Annotated in this window: 14 protein-coding genes; 12 read left to right on the top strand and 2 right to left on the bottom strand. The window is 71.5% G+C overall.

Going from position 1 to position 16,417, the window contains the following annotated elements; all coding sequences use genetic code 11:
- Nucleotide 1: 1 nt before the first annotated feature.
- The 10 genes from G3I41_RS16785 to G3I41_RS16830 all read left to right on the top strand — a co-directional run bounded on the left by G3I41_RS16785 (nt 2) and on the right by G3I41_RS16830 (nt 11,057).
- Nucleotides 2-766, top strand: coding sequence for a DUF3710 domain-containing protein (locus tag G3I41_RS16785; protein ID WP_164401025.1), 765 nt, complete (start codon nt 2-4; stop codon nt 764-766).
- A gap of 334 nt (nt 767-1,100) precedes the next feature.
- Nucleotides 1,101-1,160, top strand: a complete 60-nt coding sequence (gene kdpF / locus G3I41_RS37670; RefSeq protein ID WP_343242153.1) for a K(+)-transporting ATPase subunit F — start codon at nt 1,101-1,103, stop codon at nt 1,158-1,160.
- A gap of 7 nt (nt 1,161-1,167) precedes the next feature.
- Complete coding sequence (gene kdpA / locus G3I41_RS16795; RefSeq protein WP_164401027.1) at nt 1,168-2,832, top strand: potassium-transporting ATPase subunit KdpA; 1,665 nt, start codon at nt 1,168-1,170, stop codon at nt 2,830-2,832.
- Entirely contained in the window at nt 2,829-4,889 is a 2,061-nt protein-coding gene (gene kdpB, locus G3I41_RS16800; RefSeq protein ID WP_275408419.1) for a potassium-transporting ATPase subunit KdpB, read from the top strand. Before kdpA ends, kdpB begins: the two co-directional genes overlap by 4 nt.
- Nucleotides 4,890-4,895: 6 nt before the next feature.
- Complete coding sequence (gene kdpC / locus G3I41_RS16805; RefSeq protein WP_164401028.1) at nt 4,896-5,549, top strand: potassium-transporting ATPase subunit KdpC; 654 nt, start codon at nt 4,896-4,898, stop codon at nt 5,547-5,549.
- A gap of 78 nt (nt 5,550-5,627) precedes the next feature.
- Nucleotides 5,628-6,362 (top strand): ABC transporter ATP-binding protein, encoded by a 735-nt coding sequence (locus G3I41_RS16810; protein WP_164401029.1) that lies wholly within the window; start codon nt 5,628-5,630, stop codon nt 6,360-6,362.
- Between the two features lie 142 nt (nt 6,363-6,504).
- Nucleotides 6,505-9,048 carry an ATP-binding protein gene (locus G3I41_RS16815; protein ID WP_164401030.1) on the top strand — a complete coding sequence of 848 codons (2,544 nt, stop codon included), beginning with the start codon at nt 6,505-6,507 and terminating at the stop codon, nt 9,046-9,048.
- A 53-nt stretch (nt 9,049-9,101) separates the two neighbouring features.
- Nucleotides 9,102-9,794, top strand: coding sequence for a response regulator (locus G3I41_RS16820; protein ID WP_164401031.1), 693 nt, complete (start codon nt 9,102-9,104; stop codon nt 9,792-9,794).
- An 87-nt stretch (nt 9,795-9,881) separates the two neighbouring features.
- Nucleotides 9,882-10,298 carry an OB-fold nucleic acid binding domain-containing protein gene (locus G3I41_RS16825; protein WP_164401032.1) on the top strand — a complete coding sequence of 139 codons (417 nt, stop codon included), beginning with the start codon at nt 9,882-9,884 and terminating at the stop codon, nt 10,296-10,298.
- Nucleotides 10,299-10,301: 3 nt separating this feature from the next.
- The gene (locus G3I41_RS16830; RefSeq protein ID WP_164401033.1) at nt 10,302-11,057 is read left to right on the top strand and encodes a DUF3159 domain-containing protein; all 756 of its coding nucleotides are present in this window, start codon (nt 10,302-10,304) and stop codon (nt 11,055-11,057) included.
- Between the two features lie 52 nt (nt 11,058-11,109).
- Here G3I41_RS16830 and G3I41_RS16835 read toward each other — a convergent pair whose 3' ends face one another.
- Both G3I41_RS16835 and G3I41_RS16840 read right to left on the bottom strand, forming a co-directional pair.
- Nucleotides 11,110-11,787: a TrkA family potassium uptake protein gene (locus tag G3I41_RS16835; protein ID WP_164401034.1), complete on the bottom strand. Its 678-nt coding sequence runs from the start codon at nt 11,785-11,787 to the stop codon at nt 11,110-11,112.
- Nucleotides 11,787-12,455 (bottom strand): TrkA family potassium uptake protein, encoded by a 669-nt coding sequence (locus tag G3I41_RS16840; RefSeq protein ID WP_164401035.1) that lies wholly within the window; start codon nt 12,453-12,455, stop codon nt 11,787-11,789. Before G3I41_RS16840 ends, G3I41_RS16835 begins: the two co-directional genes overlap by 1 nt.
- A 331-nt stretch (nt 12,456-12,786) precedes the next feature.
- Between G3I41_RS16840 and G3I41_RS16845 the strand changes: the two genes are divergently transcribed.
- Entirely contained in the window at nt 12,787-14,835 is a 2,049-nt protein-coding gene (locus tag G3I41_RS16845) for an APC family permease (protein WP_164401036.1), read from the top strand.
- A gap of 110 nt (nt 14,836-14,945) precedes the next feature.
- Nucleotides 14,946-16,301: a class I SAM-dependent RNA methyltransferase gene (locus G3I41_RS16850; RefSeq protein WP_164401037.1), complete on the top strand. Its 1,356-nt coding sequence runs from the start codon at nt 14,946-14,948 to the stop codon at nt 16,299-16,301.
- Nucleotides 16,302-16,417: the final 116 nt, after the last annotated feature.

The following is a 16,417-nucleotide window of genomic DNA, read 5'->3' on the forward strand; positions in this document are numbered from 1 at the left end:
CGTGTTCGGACGTCGCAAGAACAGTGGTGCCGCCGATGACACGGCGGCCGAGGCGCGCGAGGCCGAGCAGGTCGTCGACGAGCAGGATGACGCCGAGGGCGAGACCCGCCGGACGAACCTTCCGCCGGCGCCGCGCCCGGACGGCCCGTGGGACGTCAGCGAGGTGTCCCAGCCCGCCGACGGCCGGGTCGACCTGGGCGGCATCTTCGTGCCCGGAGTCGAGGGCATGGAGCTGCGCGTCGAGGTCGCCGGTGACGCGATCGTCGCCGCCACCGTCGTGATGCGCGACAGCGCGATCCAGCTCCAGGCGTTCGCCGCCCCCAAGAAGGAGGGCATCTGGGGCGAGGTCCGCGAGGAGATCGCCACGGGCATCACCCAGCAGGGCGGCATCATCGACGAGGTCGAGGGCCCGCTGGGCTGGGAGCTGCGCGCTCAGGTCCCCGTACAGCTCCCCGACGGGGCGAACGGCGTGCAGCTGGTGCGCTTCGTCGGTGTCGACGGCCCGCGCTGGTTCCTGCGCGGCGTGATCTCCGGCCAGGGCGCCGTGCAGCCGGAGGCCGCCGGGCTCCTGGAGTCGGTCTTCCGGGACACCGTGGTGGTCCGCGGCGAGGGCCCGATGGCCCCGCGCGACCCGATCGTCCTCAAGCTCCCCAACGACGCCCAGATGGTGCCCGAGGGCGTTCAGCAGGAGGAGCAGGAGGGCTCGAAGTTCTCCGGTGGCATGGCGGGCCTCCAGCGCGGTCCCGAGATCACCGAGGTGCGCTGACCCGCACCCGCGGACACCGGCCGGTGGGCCGTACCCCTTCCCAGGGGTGCGGCCCACCGGCTTGTGCGTGCACCGGCGCGTACGGGGCGCGTATGGGCGGCGTACAGGCGTCGTCAAGGCCGGGCCCACTTCCGTAAGAGGAGCATCAACGCAGGTCACGGCGGTATCGGTCGGCTGTTTGCTCAAGAGGTCCGATTCATCGACACCTCATTCAGGAGCATCCGATGGCCGATGCGGCCTTCGTCGTCACCACGATCGCGGTCTTCGCGCTGGTGGCACTCGTCGCCAGGGGGGTGGCGAAGCTGTGACCGCGGACCACGTGGCCGGCCTCGTCGTGGCCGCCGCCCTGCTGGGATACCTTTTCCTGGCCCTCCTCTTCCCGGAGAGGTTCTGAGCCCGACATGAGCCCCGTCCTCTCCGGCGTGCTCCAGCTCCTCGCGCTCGTCGTCGCGCTGGGGCTGGCGTACCGACCGCTCGGTGACCACATGGCCCGCGTCTACACCTCGACCCGCCATCTGCGGGTCGAGAGGTGGATCTACCGGGCGATGGGCGCCGACCCCGGCGCGCAGATGCGCCGGGCCGCCTATCTGCGCGGCGTTCTCGCCTTCTCCGCCGTGAGCGTCCTCTTCCTCTACCTGCTGCAACGGCTCCAGGGCGCCCTGCCCGGATCGCTCGGCTTCTCCTCGATCAGCCCGGACCAGGCGTTCAACACGGCCGCCTCGTTCGTCGCGAACACCAACTGGCAGTCGTACGCCGGCGAGCAGGCGATGGGCCACGTCGTGCAGACCGGCGGCCTCGCCGTGCAGAACTTCGTCTCCGCCGCCGTCGGCATGGCCGTCGCGGTGGCCCTCGTACGAGGGTTCGCCGCCTCCCGCACCGGGGAGCTCGGCAACTTCTGGGCCGACCTGGTGCGCGGCACCGTACGCGTCCTGCTGCCGATCGCGGTCGTCGGCGCACTCGTCCTCGTCGCCTGCGGGGCGATCCAGAACTTCTCCGGCGTCCACGAGGTCGGGCAGTTCACGGGCGGTGCGCAGCAGTGGAACGGCGGCGCGGTCGCCTCCCAGGAGGCCATCAAGGAGCTGGGCACCAACGGGGGCGGCTACTTCAACGCCAACGCGGCCCACCCCTTCGAGAACCCCGGCGGCCTGTCCAACCTCTTCGAGATCTTCCTGATCCTCGTCATCCCGTTCGCCCTCACCCGCACCTTCGGCCGCATGGTCGGCTCGGTCCGGCAGGGGTACGCGCTGCTCGCCACGATGCTCGTCTTCTGGATCGGCTTCTCCGCGCTGATGATGTGGACCGAGTCGGCCCACCACGGCGCCGCCTTCGAGCTCGCGGGCGGGGCGACGGAGGGCAAGGAGACCCGGTTCGGGACCGGCGGCTCCTCCCTGTTCGCCGTCGCCACCACGCTCACCTCGACGGGCGCGGTGAACTCCTTCCACTCCTCGTTCACCGGCCTCGGCGGCGGCATCACGCTGCTCGGCATGCAGCTCGGCGAGATCGCCCCCGGCGGCGTCGGCTCCGGCCTCTACGGCATGCTGATCATGGCGCTCATCGCGGTGTTCGTCGCCGGACTGATGGTCGGCCGCACGCCCGAGTACCTCGGCAAGAAGATCGGCACCCGCGAGATCAAGCTCGCCGCCTGCTACCTCCTGATCACCCCGGCCCTGGTGCTCGGCTTCACCGCCGCGGCCGTCGCGCTGCCCACCCCGCCCGGCTCGGTGGCCAATCCCGGGGCGCACGGCTTCTCCGAGATCCTGTACGCCTACACCTCGGGCGCCAACAACAACGGCTCGGCGTTCGCCGGGCTCGCCGCGGACACGCCGTGGTTCAACACCACGATCGGGCTCGCGATGCTGCTCGGCCGGTTCCTGCCCATGGTCTTCGTCCTGGCCCTGGCCGGCTCGCTGGCCGAGCAGCGGCCCGTCCCGGCGACCTCGGGCACCCTTCCCACCCACACCCCGCTGTTCAGCGGCCTGCTGGCCGCGGTCGTCGTGGTCGTCGCCGGCCTGACGTACTTCCCGGCCCTCGCCCTGGGCCCGCTGGCCGAAGGACTGGCGTCATGACCACTCGTACGAAGGAGGGCCCGATGACCGCCGGCGCCGCGCTGTCCGACCCCAAGACGCTGCTCGCCGCGCTGCCCGAAGCAGTGCGCAAGCTCCATCCCCGTGCGATGGCCGCCTCACCGGTCATGTTCGTGGTCCTCGTGGGGTCCGTCTTCACGACCGTCCTCGCAGCCCGGGACCCCGGCGACTGGTTCGGCTGGGCGATCACCGGCTGGCTCTGGCTCACCACGGTCTTCGCCAACCTCGCCGAGGCGGTCGCCGAGGGCCGCGGCAAGGCCCAGGCGGACAGCCTGCGCCGGGCGAAGACGGACACCGTCGCCCGCCGCCTCACCAATGACGGCGAGGAGCGCGTCGCGGGCACCGGCCTCCGCGTCGGCGACCTGGTCGTCTGCGAGGCGGGCGACATCGTGCCCGGTGACGGGGACGTCGTCGAGGGCGTGGCCGGCGTCGACGAGTCCGCCGTCACCGGCGAGTCCGCCCCGGTCATCCGCGAGTCCGGCGGCGACCGCAGCGCCGTCACCGGCGGGACGAAGGTGCTCTCCGACCGGATCGTCATCCGGATCACCACCAAGCCCGGCGAGACCTTCATCGACCGCATGATCGCCCTGGTCGAGGGCGCCGCACGGCAGAAGACGCCCAACGAGATCGCCCTGAACATCCTCCTGGCCTCCCTCACCGTCGTCTTCCTGCTCGCCGTCGTCACCCTCCAGCCCTTCGCCGTGTACGCGGGTGACGCGCAGTCCATGATCGTGCTCACCGCGCTCCTGGTCTGCCTCATCCCGACCACCATCGGCGCGCTCCTCTCCGCGATCGGCATCGCCGGCATGGACCGGCTCGTACGGCGCAACGTGCTCGCGATGTCCGGACGGGCCGTCGAGGCGGCCGGTGACGTCTCGACGCTGCTGCTCGACAAGACCGGGACCATCACCCTCGGCAACCGCCGCGCCACCGGCCTGCTGCCCGTCGCCGGGGTCACCGGAGCGGAACTCGCGGACGCCGCCCAGCTCGCCTCGCTGGCCGACGAGACCCCCGAGGGCCGGTCCGTGGTCGTCCTCGCCAAGGAGCGCTACGGGCTGCGCGAACGCCACGCGGGCGAGCTGTCCGGCGCCACCTGGGTCGCCTTCACCGCCCGCACCCGCATGTCGGGCGTGGACGTGGACGGGCGCAAGGTCCGCAAGGGCGCCACCGGAGCCGTCGTCGCCTGGGTGAAGGAGCGCGGCGGCGGCGTTCCCGACGAGGCGCGGACCCTCGCCGACCGCATCGCGGCGGCCGGCGGCACCCCGCTCCTGGTGGCCGTGGAGGACGGGCACGGGGCGCGGGTCCTGGGTGTCGTCCACCTCAAGGACGTCGTCAAGGAGGGCATGCCGGAACGTTTCGCCGAGCTGCGCCGCATGGGCATCCGAACCGTCATGATCACCGGCGACAACCCGCTGACCGCGAAGTCCATCGCCGAGGAGGCCGGGGTGGACGACTTCCTCGCCGAGGCCACGCCCGAGGACAAGATGGCCCTCATCAAGCGCGAACAGGCCGGCGGCGGGCTCGTCGCGATGACCGGTGACGGCACCAACGACGCCCCGGCACTCGCCCAGGCCGACGTGGGCGTCGCCATGAACACCGGGACCTCGGCCGCCAAGGAGGCCGGGAACATGGTCGACCTGGACTCCGACCCGACCAAGCTCATCGAGATCGTGGAGATCGGCAAGCAACTGCTGATCACGCGCGGGGCGCTCACCACGTTCTCGCTCGCCAACGACGTGGCGAAGTACTTCGCGATCATCCCCGCGATGTTCGCCGCGCTCTACCCGGGCCTGGACCGGCTCAACATCATGGACCTGTCCTCGCCGCGCACCGCGATCCTCTCCGCGGTGATCTTCAACGCGCTGATCATCGTCGCGCTCGTCCCGCTCGCCCTCAGGGGCGTCCGCTACCGGCCGGGCGGCGCCGCGTCCATGCTCCGGCGCAACCTCGCCGTCTACGGCGTCGGCGGCCTGATCGCCCCCTTCGCCGGCATCAAGCTCATCGACCTGCTCCTCTCCCTCGTCCCCGGAATCGGCTGACCCGCCATGAACACACCCGTACGCAACCCCGTCCGCCAGGTCTGGGCCGCCCTGCGCGCCCTGCTCGCCCTCACCCTGGTCTGCGGCGTCCTCTACCCGCTCGCCGTCACCGGTGCCGCCCAGGCGCTCATGCCCGGCCGCGCCAACGGCTCCGAGATCACCGCCGAGGGCAGGACCGTCGGCTCCGCCCTCATCGGCCAGCGCTACGACCTGCCGGGAGGCGCCCCGGACCTGAGGTGGTTCCAGCCGCGCCCCTCCGAAGGGCTCGGGACCAACAGCCGTAACACCCAGTACTCGCTGCTGGTGTCCGGCGCGTCCAACCTCGCCGGCGACAACCCCGAGCTGATCGACCGGGTCACCGCCGCCAGAGCGGCGGTCGTCCAGGACAACTCCGTCCCGGGCCATCCGGTGGACCCCGCCGCGGTGCCGCCCGACGCGGTCACCTCGTCCGGCTCCGGACTCGACCCGGACATCTCACCGGCGTACGCGCACCTCCAGGTCCGCCGTGTCGCCGCACGCAACCACCTCGCCGCCGGACAGGTCGCCGAGCTGGTGGAGCGGCACACCGCGGGCCGCGATCTCGGCTTCGTCGGGGAACCGCGGGTCAACGTCCTCCGGCTCAACATCGCCCTGCGGCAGCTGCTGACCGGGGCGCGCTGACGGGAGGGGCATTGCCCGCTCCCCCGCCACCCGCACATACTGGCGGCCGACAGGACCGAGGACCCCCGGGGGAGCGCCATGACCGACAACACCGCCGCCACCAGCACCGGCGGGGGCGCCGGCACGGCCGTCGCCGACGGGCCCATGGTCCGCGTCGAGGACCTGCACCGCTCCTACGGCTCCGGCACGGGAGCGGTGCACGCGCTGCGCGGCGTCTCCTTCGAGGTGCCGCGCGGCGAGCTCGTCGCCCTCAAGGGGCGCTCCGGCTCCGGCAAGACGACCCTGCTCAACCTCGTCGGCGGCCTCGACACCCCGGACGGCGGCCGGATCACCGTCGACGGCACCGACCTCTCCTCGCTCGGCGAGAACGGGCTCCTGGAGCTGCGCCGGGACCGGGTCGGCTTCATCTTCCAGTCCTTCGGCCTGATCCCGATCCTGACCGCCTCCGAGAACGTCGGCGTACCCCTGCGGCTGCGCAAGGCCGACCCCAAGGAGCGCGAGGAGCGGGTGTCGCTGCTGCTCTCGCTCGTCGGCCTCGCCGACCACGCCGCCCAGCGCCCCGGCGAGCTCTCCGGCGGCCAGCAGCAGCGCGTCGCCATCGCCCGCGCGCTCGCCAACCGGCCCGCCCTGCTGATCGCCGACGAGCCGACCGGGCAGCTCGACGCCGAGACGGGCCTCGCGGTGATGGAGCTGCTGCGCGCCGTCGTCCACAGCGAGGGCGTCACCGCGCTCGTCGCCACCCACGACGCCCAGCTCCTCGGCCTCGCCGACCGGGTCCTCGAACTCAGCGACGGCCACATCACCGAGCACTGACCGGCGGCCGGGAAGCGGTATCAGAGTTACGTCAAATCCCGTCGCTTCCCCACCCTCCGTCTGATATGCCGGAAATCAACCAGGTACTTTCGAACCATGGCTGCCACGACGGCAGCCGCCGGTTTCGGAAGACAATGGGGCCATGGCGCGCGGCAAACTTCGGATCTACCTCGGTGCGGCACCCGGCGTCGGCAAGACGTACGCGATGCTCGCCGAGGCGCACCGGCGCGTCGAACGCGGCACCGACTGCGTCGTCGGCTTCGTCGAGCACCACGACCGCCCGCGCACCGAGACGCTGCTGCACGGCCTCGAAGTGGTGCCCCGCCGCGAGATCGAGCACCGCTCGGCCGTCTTCACCGAGATGGACATCGACGCGGTACTCGACCGCGCCCCGGCCGTCGTCCTGGTGGACGAGCTGGCCCACACCAACGTGCCCGGCTCCCGCAACGCCAAGCGCTGGCAGGACGTCGAGGAACTGCTCCAGGCCGGCATCGACGTCGTCTCGACCGTCAACATCCAGCACCTGGAGTCCCTCGGCGACGTGGTCGAGTCCATAACCGGTGTACGCCAGCGCGAGACCGTGCCCGACGAGGTCGTCCGCCGGGCCGGCCAGCTCGAACTGGTCGACATGTCGCCCGAGGCCCTGCGCCGCCGCATGGCCCACGGCAACATCTACAAGCCCGACCGGATCGACGCCTCCCTCTCCAACTACTTCCGCCCCGGCAACCTCACCGCCCTGCGCGAGCTGGCCCTCCTCTGGGTCGCCGACCGCGTGGACGAATACCTCCAGCAGTACCGGGGCGAGCACAACATCCGCACCACCTGGCAGGCCCGCGAGCGCATCGTCGTCGGCCTCACCGGAGGCCCCGAGGGCCGCACCCTCATCCGCCGCGCCGCCCGGATGGCGGCCAAGGGCTCCGGCAGCGAGATCCTGGCCGTCTACATCGCCCGCAGCGACGGGCTGACCTCGGCCTCGCCCAAGGAGCTGGCCGTCCAGCGCACCCTCGTGGAGGACCTGGGCGGGACCTTCCACCACGTCATCGGCGACGACATACCCTCGGCGCTCCTGGAGTTCGCCCGGGGCGTCAACGCCACCCAGATCGTCCTCGGCTCCAGCCGCCGCAAGACCTGGCAGTACATCTACGGACCCGGGGTCGGCGCCACCGTCGCCCGCGAGTCCGGCACCGACCTCGACGTCCACATCGTCACCCACGACGAGGTCGCCAAGGGCCGGGGCCTGCCCATCGCCCGCGGCGCCCGCCTGGGACGCGCCCGCATCATGTGGGGCTGGGTGGTCGGCGTCGGCGGCCCGGTTCTCCTCGCCGTGCTCCTCAAGGCCCTCGAATCCGGCCCCGGACTCGCCAACGACGTCCTGCTCTTCCTCTTCATGACCGTCGCCGCCGCCCTCATCGGCGGACTGCTGCCCGCCCTCGCCGCGGCCGCGGGCGGCTCCCTGCTCCTGAACTACTGGTTCACCCCGCCCACCCACACCCTCACCGTCCAGGACCCGGAGAACTTCGTCGCCATCGTGATCTTCTTCGCGGTGGCCGTCGCGGTGGCCTCCGTGGTGGACCTCGCCGCCCGCCGCACCCACCAGGCCGCACGGCTGCGCGCGGAGTCCGAGATCCTGTCGTTCCTGGCCGGCAGCGTGCTGCGCGGCGAGACCACGCTCGCCGCGCTCCTGGACCGGGTCCGGGAGACCTTCGGCATGGGGTCCGTCGCCCTGCTGGAGCGCCGCAGCGACGTCGACCCCTGGACCTGCGCCGGCAGCGTCGGCCCGGCCCCGGCCGCCCGGCCCGAGGACGCCGACGTGGACATGCCCGTCGGCGACCACATGGCCCTGGCGCTGACCGGCCGGGTGCTGCCCGCCGAGGACCGCCGGGTGCTGGGGGCCTTCGCCGCCCAGGCCGCCGTCGTCCTGGACCGCCAGCGGCTGGTGGACGAGGCCGAGGAGGCCCGCAGACTCGCCGAGGGCAACCGCATCAGGACCGCGCTCCTCGCCGCCGTCAGCCACGACCTGCGCACGCCCCTCGCCGCGATCAAGGCCGCCGTCTCCTCCCTGCGCTCGGACGACGTCGCCTGGTCCGACGACGACGAGGCGGAACTCCTGGAAGGCATCGAGGCCGGCGCCGACCGCCTCGACCACCTCGTCGGCAACCTCCTCGACATGTCCCGCCTCCAGACCGGCACGGTCACCCCGCTCATCCGGGAGATCGACCTGGACGAGGTGGTGCCCATGGCCCTCGGCGGCGTCCCCGAGGGCAGCGTCGACCTGGACATACCCGAGATCCTGCCCATGGTCGCCGTCGACCCCGGCCTCCTGGAGCGGGCCGTCGCCAACATCGTGGAGAACGCCGTGAAGTACAGCCCCGACGGCGACCGCGTCACCGTGGCGGCCAGCGCGCTCGGCGCCCGCGTCGAACTCCGCGTGGCCGACCGCGGCCGGGGCGTCCCCGACGAGGGCAAGGAGCGCATCTTCGAGCCCTTCCAGCGCTACGGGGACGCCCCGCGCGGCGCCGGGGTCGGGCTCGGCCTCGCGGTGGCCCGGGGCTTCGCCGAGTCCATGGGCGGCACGCTCGACGCCGAGGACACCCCGGGCGGCGGCCTCACCATGGTCCTGACCCTCAAGGCGGCACCCGGCCACGCCCCGGCCGCCCCCGGCCTCCCCGCGCGGATCACCTCGTGAACCGCCCGGACCCTCCCGCACCGACGTACGCCCAGCAGAAAGGCAGGACCCCGATGACCCGGGTGCTTGTGGTCGACGACGAGCCGCAGATCGTACGCGCCCTCGTGATCAACCTGAAGGCGCGCAAGTACGAGGTGGACGCCGCGCCCGACGGGGCCACCGCCCTGCAGCTCGCCGCCGCCCGCCACCCCGACGTCGTCGTCCTCGACCTCGGGCTGCCCGACATGGACGGCGTCGACGTGATCCGGGGCCTGCGCGGCTGGACCCGGGTCCCGATCCTGGTCCTCTCGGCCCGCCACACGTCCGACGAGAAGGTCGAGGCGCTGGACGCGGGGGCCGACGACTACGTGACCAAGCCCTTCGGCATGGACGAGCTGCTGGCCCGGCTGCGGGCCGCGGTGCGCCGGGCCGAGCCGGTCGGCCAGGACGGGGGCGACCAGGTCGTCGTCGTGGAGACCGAGGGCTTCACCGTTGACCTCGCCGCGAAGAAGGTCCACCGCGCCGGCCGCGACGTACGCCTCACCCCCACCGAGTGGCACCTGCTGGAGGTCCTGGTCCGCAACGGCGGCCGGCTCGTCAGCCAGCGCCAGCTGCTCCAGGAGGTCTGGGGGCCCTCGTACGGCACCGAGACCAACTACCTGCGCGTCTACATGGCCCAGCTCAGGCGGAAGCTGGAAGCGGACCCCTCCCACCCCCGCCACTTCGTCACCGAACCCGGCATGGGCTACCGCTTCGAGCGCGCCTGAAACCGGCGGACGGGCCCGCGCTCGTCCTCCGTACGGGTGAGACGGCGGCCACCCGCCATGACCTCGCGGGACCGGTACCCTTCGGGTATGAGTGCTGTTCCTCGATCCGCGAAGCCCCACAAGGGCGACCGGCCCTCCGGGCGCTTCCGGCGCATGCTCGACCGGCTTTCCAGCTCCCAGGAGGACCTGGAGTGCGAGGAGCTGGAGGAGGACTCGCAGGCGTCGGGGTGCACCCGGATCTCCGAATGCACCGACCGCCAGATCGTGAAGGTCACTGGTACCTTGCGGACGGTCACCCTGCGGCCGCGTGCCGGAGTGCCCGCCCTGGAGGCGGAGCTCTTCGACGGCACCGCACCGCTCGACGTGGTCTGGCTCGGCCGCCGCTCCATCCAGGGCATAGAACCGGGCCGCAAGCTCATCGCCTCCGGCCGGATCGCCATGAGCCACGGCCGCCGGGTGCTGTTCAACCCCAAATACGAACTCCGACCGCTCGGCAAGGAGTAGCCGGTGACGTCTCTCGACAAGCCGACGTCCGACACGGACCGCACCACCGACCAGCAGGAGGCCGACAGCAGGGCGGTCACCGAGGCCGCGCTCTTCGAAGCCTTCGGCGGCGTGAGGGGCATGGTGGAGACGGTTCTCCCCGGGCTGCTCTTCGTCACGATCTTCACCATCAACAAGAACCTCACCGCCTCGGCCATCGCGGCCCTGGCGATGTCGCTGGCGCTCGTGGTCGTGCGGCTGGTCCGCAAGGACACCGTCAAGCACGCCTTCAGCGGCGTCTTCGGCGTGGCGTTCGGTGTGGTCTTCGCCAAGATGACGGGCAACGCCAAGGACTTCTACCTCCCGGGCATGCTCTACACCCTGGGCCTCGCCCTGGCCTACCTGGTCAGCGCCGTCGCCGGCCTGCCGCTGATCGGCCTCATCCTGGGCCCGGTGTTCAAGGAGAACCTCTCCTGGCGCACCCGCAACCCCGGCCGCAAGAAGGCGTACACCAAGGCCAGCTACGCCTGGGGGCTGATCCTGCTCGCCAAGTGCGCGGTCCTCTTCCCGCTGTACTGGTGGGCCGACACCACCCAGCTCGGCTGGGTGCTGGTCGCCCTGAAGATCCCGCCGTTCCTGCTCGCGGTCTACCTGACCTGGGTCTTCCTCGCCAAGGCACCGCCGCCCATCGACGTGTTCGCCGAGATGGAGGCGGAGGAGGAGGCCGAGAAGGCCCGTAAGGCGGCCGCCGCCGAAGCGGCCAGGGGCCAGGAGTTCTGAACGTACGAGAGGGGCCCCGTCACCGCTGGTGACGGGGCCCCTCTCACATGCGCTACGCCTCCGGGTCGCCCCGGCGCACCGACAGCAGGTCCTCCAACTGCTCCTCGCGCGCCTGCGCGGCGACGAACAGCAGCTCGTCACCGGCCTCCAGGCTCTCCTCCGGGCTCGGCGTCAGCACCCGCTGACCCCGGATGATCGTCACCAGCGAGGTGTCCTCCGGCCAGGCGACCTCCCCGACCTGGGTGCCCGCCAGCGCCGACTCCGGCGGCAGGGTCAGCTCCACCAGGTTCGCGTCGCCGTGGCTGAAGCGCAGCAGCCGGACCAGATCGCCGACGCTCACCGCCTCCTCGACCAGCGCCGACATCAGACGCGGCGTGGACACCGCCACATCGACGCCCCACGACTCGTTGAACAGCCACTCGTTCTTCGGGTTGTTCACCCGGGCGACGACCCTCGGCACGCCGTACTCGGTCTTGGCCAGCAGCGAGACGACCAGGTTCACCTTGTCATCGCCCGTGGCCGCGATCACGACGTTGCAGCGCTGGAGCGCCGCCTCGTCCAGCGACGTGATCTCACAGGCGTCCGCGAGCAGCCACTCGGCCATCGGCACCCGCTCCACCGAGATGGCGGTCGGCGCCTTGTCCACGAGCAGCACCTCGTGCCCGTTCTCCAGCAGCTCGCCCGCGATGGAACGCCCCACCGCACCGGCCCCGGCAATCGCGACACGCATCAGTGACCGTCCTCCTCGGGGCCCTCGGCGAAGGCCGCCTCGACCTTCGCGATCTCGTCCGTGCGCATCATCACGTGGACGAGGTCGCCCTCCTGGAGCACCGTCTGCGACGACGGCAGTATGGCTTCGCCCAACCGGGTGAGGAAGGCGACGCGCACGCCCGTCTCCTCCTGGAGCGTGCTGATCTTGTGGCCGATCCAGGACGGCGTGGTGTGCACCTCCGCGAGCTGCACCCCGCCGCTCGGATCGCGCCACAGCGGCTCCGCGCCCGACGGCAGCAGCCGGCGCAGCATCTGGTCCGCCGTCCAGCGCACCGTCGCGACCGTCGGGATGCCGAGACGCTGGTACACCTCGGCGCGCCGGGGGTCGTAGATGCGGGCCGCGACGTTCTCGATGCCGAACATCTCGCGCGCCACGCGGGCCGCGATGATGTTGGAGTTGTCGCCGGAGCTCACCGCCGCGAACGCGCCGGCCTCCTCGATCCCCGCCTCGCGCAGCGTGTCCTGGTCGAACCCGACCCCGGTGACGCGACGGCCGCCGAACCCGGAACCGAGTCGCCGGAACGCCGTGGGGTCCTGGTCGATGACGGCGACCGTGTGCCCCTGCTGCTCCAGGGTCTGCGCGAGAGCGGCTCCCACTCGCCCGCAGCCCATGATGACGATGTGCACCTTGCGCCTACCTCGCAGTCCTGGTCTTCCGGCTGACCTGCGAAAACACCCTGCTCACACTCTTTCCTCGGCTGGCCGGGCAGACAACGGGGCAACGGGATGTCCCGTCGCCCGGTTACGAGCTTATGCGGCGCGGGCCGCGTCGCCTCATCCGAGTGTGCGCATCCCGGTGAGGGTGTGGCAAAGACGACGTGCCCGGGGCGCCTCCCGGCGGCGCGGCGCAAGGATTGCGTTAAGGATTCCGTGGCGTTTCCGGCCGAGTGCAGGAGATTGGCGGGCCACGCCCGTGCGGCGGGGGCGGGGCCCATACGGAACCCTTACGATCCTCTGCGTGTCCAAACTGACCGACGTGCCCAAACGGATCCTGATCGGACGGGCCCTGCGCAGCGACAAGCTGGGGGAGACGCTCCTCCCCAAACGCATCGCCCTCCCCGTCTTCGCATCCGACCCGCTGTCCTCGGTGGCGTACGCACCCGGAGAAGTCCTCCTCGTGCTGTCCATCGCGGGTGTGTCGGCGTACCACTTCAGTCCCTGGATCGCGGTCGCGGTCGTGGTCCTGATGTTCACGGTCGTCGCCTCCTACCGGCAGAACGTCCACGCCTACCCGAGCGGCGGCGGCGACTACGAGGTCGCCACCACCAACCTCGGTCCCAAGGCCGGGCTGACCGTCGCCAGCGCCCTGCTGGTCGACTACGTCCTGACCGTGGCCGTGTCGATCGCCTCAGGCGTGGAGAACCTCGGCTCCGCGATCCCCTTCGTCGTCGAGCACAAGACGGGGTGCGCGGTCGCCGCCATCGTCCTGCTGACCCTGATGAACCTGCGCGGGGTCAAGGAATCCGGCAAGCTCTTCGCCATCCCCACCTACCTCTTCGTGGCAGGCGTCTTCATCATGATCGTCTGGGGCGCCTTCCGCGGACTGGTCCTCGGCGACACCATGCACGCCCCCACCTCCGGTTACACGATCAAGGCCGAGCACCAGGGCCTGGCCGGATTCGCGCTCGTCTTCCTGCTGCTGCGGGCCTTCTCCTCCGGCTGTGCGGCGCTCACCGGGGTCGAGGCGATCAGCAACGGCGTGCCCGCGTTCCGCAAGCCGAAGAGCAAGAACGCCGCGACCACGCTCGCGATGATGGGTCTGCTCGCCGTCACCATGTTCTGCGGCATCATCGGCCTCGCCATGGCCACCGACGTCAAGATGGCGGAGAACCCGGCGAAGGACCTGATCAGCAACGGCAGCCCGGTCGGCGCGGGCTTCGTCCAGGACCCGGTCATCTCGCAGGTCGCGGCCGCGGTCTTCGGCGACGGCACGTTCTTCTTCGTCATCCTCGCCGCCGCCACCGCCCTCGTCCTCTTCCTGGCCGCGAACACCGCGTACAACGGCTTCCCGCTCCTCGGCTCGATCCTCGCCCAGGACCGCTACCTGCCCCGCCAGCTGCACACCCGCGGCGACCGGCTCGCCTTCTCCAACGGCATCGTGCTGCTGGCCGGCGCCGCGATCCTGCTGGTCGTGATCTACGGGGCCGACTCGACCCGGCTCATCCAGCTGTACATCGTCGGCGTGTTCGTCTCCTTCACGCTCAGCCAGACCGGCATGGTCCGGCACTGGAACCGCCATCTGGCCGTCGAGAAGGACCAGGCCAAGCGCCGCCACATGATCCGCTCCCGGGCGATCAACACCTTCGGCGCCTTCTTCACCGGTCTGGTGCTCGTCGTCGTCCTCGCCACGAAGTTCACCCACGGCGCCTGGGTCGCGCTGCTCGGCATGGTCATCTTCTTCGGCACGATGACCGCGATCCGCAAGCACTACGACCGGGTCGCCGAGGAGATCGCCGCCGACGAGACGGCGCCGGACGAGTCGATCCGCCCCTCCCGGGTCCACTCGATCGTCCTGGTCTCCAAGCTCCACCGCCCCACCCTGCGCGCGCTCGCCTACGCCAAGCTGATCCGCACGGACCACCTGGAGGCGCTCTCCATCAGCGTGGACCCGGCCGAGACGAAGGCGCTCAGGGAGGACTGGGAGCGGCGCGGCATCAACGTACCGCTGAAGATCCTCGACTCCCCGTACCGCGAGGTGACCCGCCCGGTCATCGAGTACGTCAAGAGCCTGCGCCGGGAGAGCCCGCGCGACGTCGTGAGCGTCTACATCCCCGAGTACGTCGTCGGGCACTGGTACGAGCACCTGCTGCACAACCAGAGCGCCCTCAGGCTCAAGGGCCGGCTGCTCTTCACCCCCGGTGTGATGGTCACCTCGGTCCCGTACCAGCTGGAGTCCTCCGAAGCCGCGAAGAAGCGCGCCCGCAAGCGGGCCGACTGGAGCGCTCCGGGTTCGGTGCGCCGGGGCCCGGTGGAGCGCAAGCACAAGGAACCGACGCCGAAGGGCTGAGCCGGGGGACCGCCGCGGGTGGTCGGCGGGCGGACGACACGCACGTAGACTCGTAGGTTGTTGTCGTCCGCCCGCGGACCGTCCCCTTCCCTCCCTGGAGCCATCCCCTCATGCAGAACGAATCCACGTCGCCGCAGACCGGGGAGACACAGCCGGAGTCGCTGGTCGGGCGGGAGTACGAGGTCGAGGTCGGCCCGGTCGCGCACGGCGGGCACTGCATCGCCCGCACGGACGAGGGCCGCGTGCTGTTCGTGCGCCACACGCTGCCGGGCGAGAAGGTGGTCGCCCGGATCACCGACGGCTCCGAGGACTCGCGCTTCCTGCGCGCGGACGCGGTGGAGATCATCGAGGCGTCCAAGGACCGGGTGCCGGCCCCGTGCCCCTTCGCCGGCCCCGGCAAGTGCGGCGGCTGCGACTGGCAGCACGCCAAGCCGGGCGCCCAGCGCCGCCTGAAGGGCGAGGTCATCGCCGAACAGCTCCAGCGCCTCGCGGGCCTCACCCCGGAGGAGGCGGGCTGGGACGGCACGGTCATGCCGGCCGAGGGCGACAAGGTCCCGGCGGGCGAGGTGCCCGCCTGGCGCACCCGCGTCCAGTACGCGATCGACGAGGACGGCCGGGTCGGGCTGCGCAAGCACCGCTCGCACGACATCGAGATCATCGACCACTGCATGATCGCCGCGCCCGGAGTCTCCGAGCTGGGCGTCGAGCAGCAGGACTGGCCCCAGATGGCCACGGTGGAGGCCATCGCCGCCACCGGCTCCCACGACCGCCAGGTCATCCTCACCCCCCGCCCGGGCGGCCGTCTGCCCCTGGTCGAGCTCGACAAGCCGGTCTCCGTCCTCCGCGTGGACGAACGCGACGGCGGCGTGCACCGGGTCCACGGCCGCGGCTTCGTCCGCGAGCGCGCCGACGACCGCACGTACCGCGTCGGCTCCGGCGGCTTCTGGCAGGTCCACCCCCAGGCCGCGAACACCCTGGTCCGCGCGGTCATGCAGGGCCTCCTGCCCCGTAAGAACGACACCGCCCTGGACCTCTACTGCGGCGTCGGCCTCTTCGCCGGCGCCATCGGCCAGCGCATCGGCGAGAAGGGCGCGGTCCTCGGCATCGAGTCCGGCAAGCGCGCGGTCGAGGACGCCCGCCACAACCTGGCGGACCTGGACCGCGTCCGCATCGAACACGGCAAGGTCGACCAGGTCCTGCCCCGCACCGGCATCACCGAGTGCGACCTCATCGTCCTGGACCCGCCCCGCGCGGGCGCCGGCAAGGCCACGGTGAAGCAGCTGGTCGGGCTGGGGGCGCGCCGGATCGCCTACGTGGCCTGCGACCCGGCGGCGCTGGCACGGGACCTGGGGTACTTCCGGGACGGGGGGTACCGGGTGCGGACGCTGCGGGCGTTCGATCTGTTCCCGATGACGCACCATGTCGAGTGCGTGGCGATCCTGGAGCCGGTGAAGAAGGACGCCTGACCTGCGGTTTTCTTGATCCGTCATCTGCTCGACGCGTTTCCGGGCGTGCAACGTGTGAAGGGTGGCGCTGCCTGCCGGAAGCAGCCTGACCTGCGGTTTCAACAGGGGACGACGCC

Source organism: Streptomyces sp. SID9727 (assembly GCF_010550605.1).
Classification (GTDB): Bacteria; Actinomycetota; Actinomycetes; order Streptomycetales; family Streptomycetaceae; genus Streptomyces.

Bases quoted from the DNA above. Each gene is read 5' to 3' on its own strand.
- kdpA (WP_164401027.1), top strand. From the start codon at position 1,168: ATGAGCCCCGTCCTCTCCGGCGTGCTCCAGCTCCTCGCGCTCGTCGTC.
- kdpB (WP_275408419.1), top strand. From the start codon at position 2,829: ATGACCACTCGTACGAAGGAGGGCCCGATGACCGCCGGCGCCGCGCTG.
- kdpC (WP_164401028.1), top strand. From the start codon at position 4,896: ATGAACACACCCGTACGCAACCCCGTCCGCCAGGTCTGGGCCGCCCTG.
- G3I41_RS16810 (WP_164401029.1), top strand. From the start codon at position 5,628: ATGACCGACAACACCGCCGCCACCAGCACCGGCGGGGGCGCCGGCACG.
- G3I41_RS16815 (WP_164401030.1), top strand. From the start codon at position 6,505: ATGGCGCGCGGCAAACTTCGGATCTACCTCGGTGCGGCACCCGGCGTC.
- G3I41_RS16820 (WP_164401031.1), top strand. From the start codon at position 9,102: ATGACCCGGGTGCTTGTGGTCGACGACGAGCCGCAGATCGTACGCGCC.
- G3I41_RS16825 (WP_164401032.1), top strand. From the start codon at position 9,882: ATGAGTGCTGTTCCTCGATCCGCGAAGCCCCACAAGGGCGACCGGCCC.
- G3I41_RS16835 (WP_164401034.1), bottom strand. From the start codon at position 11,787: ATGCGTGTCGCGATTGCCGGGGCCGGTGCGGTGGGGCGTTCCATCGCG.
- G3I41_RS16850 (WP_164401037.1), top strand. From the start codon at position 14,946: ATGCAGAACGAATCCACGTCGCCGCAGACCGGGGAGACACAGCCGGAG.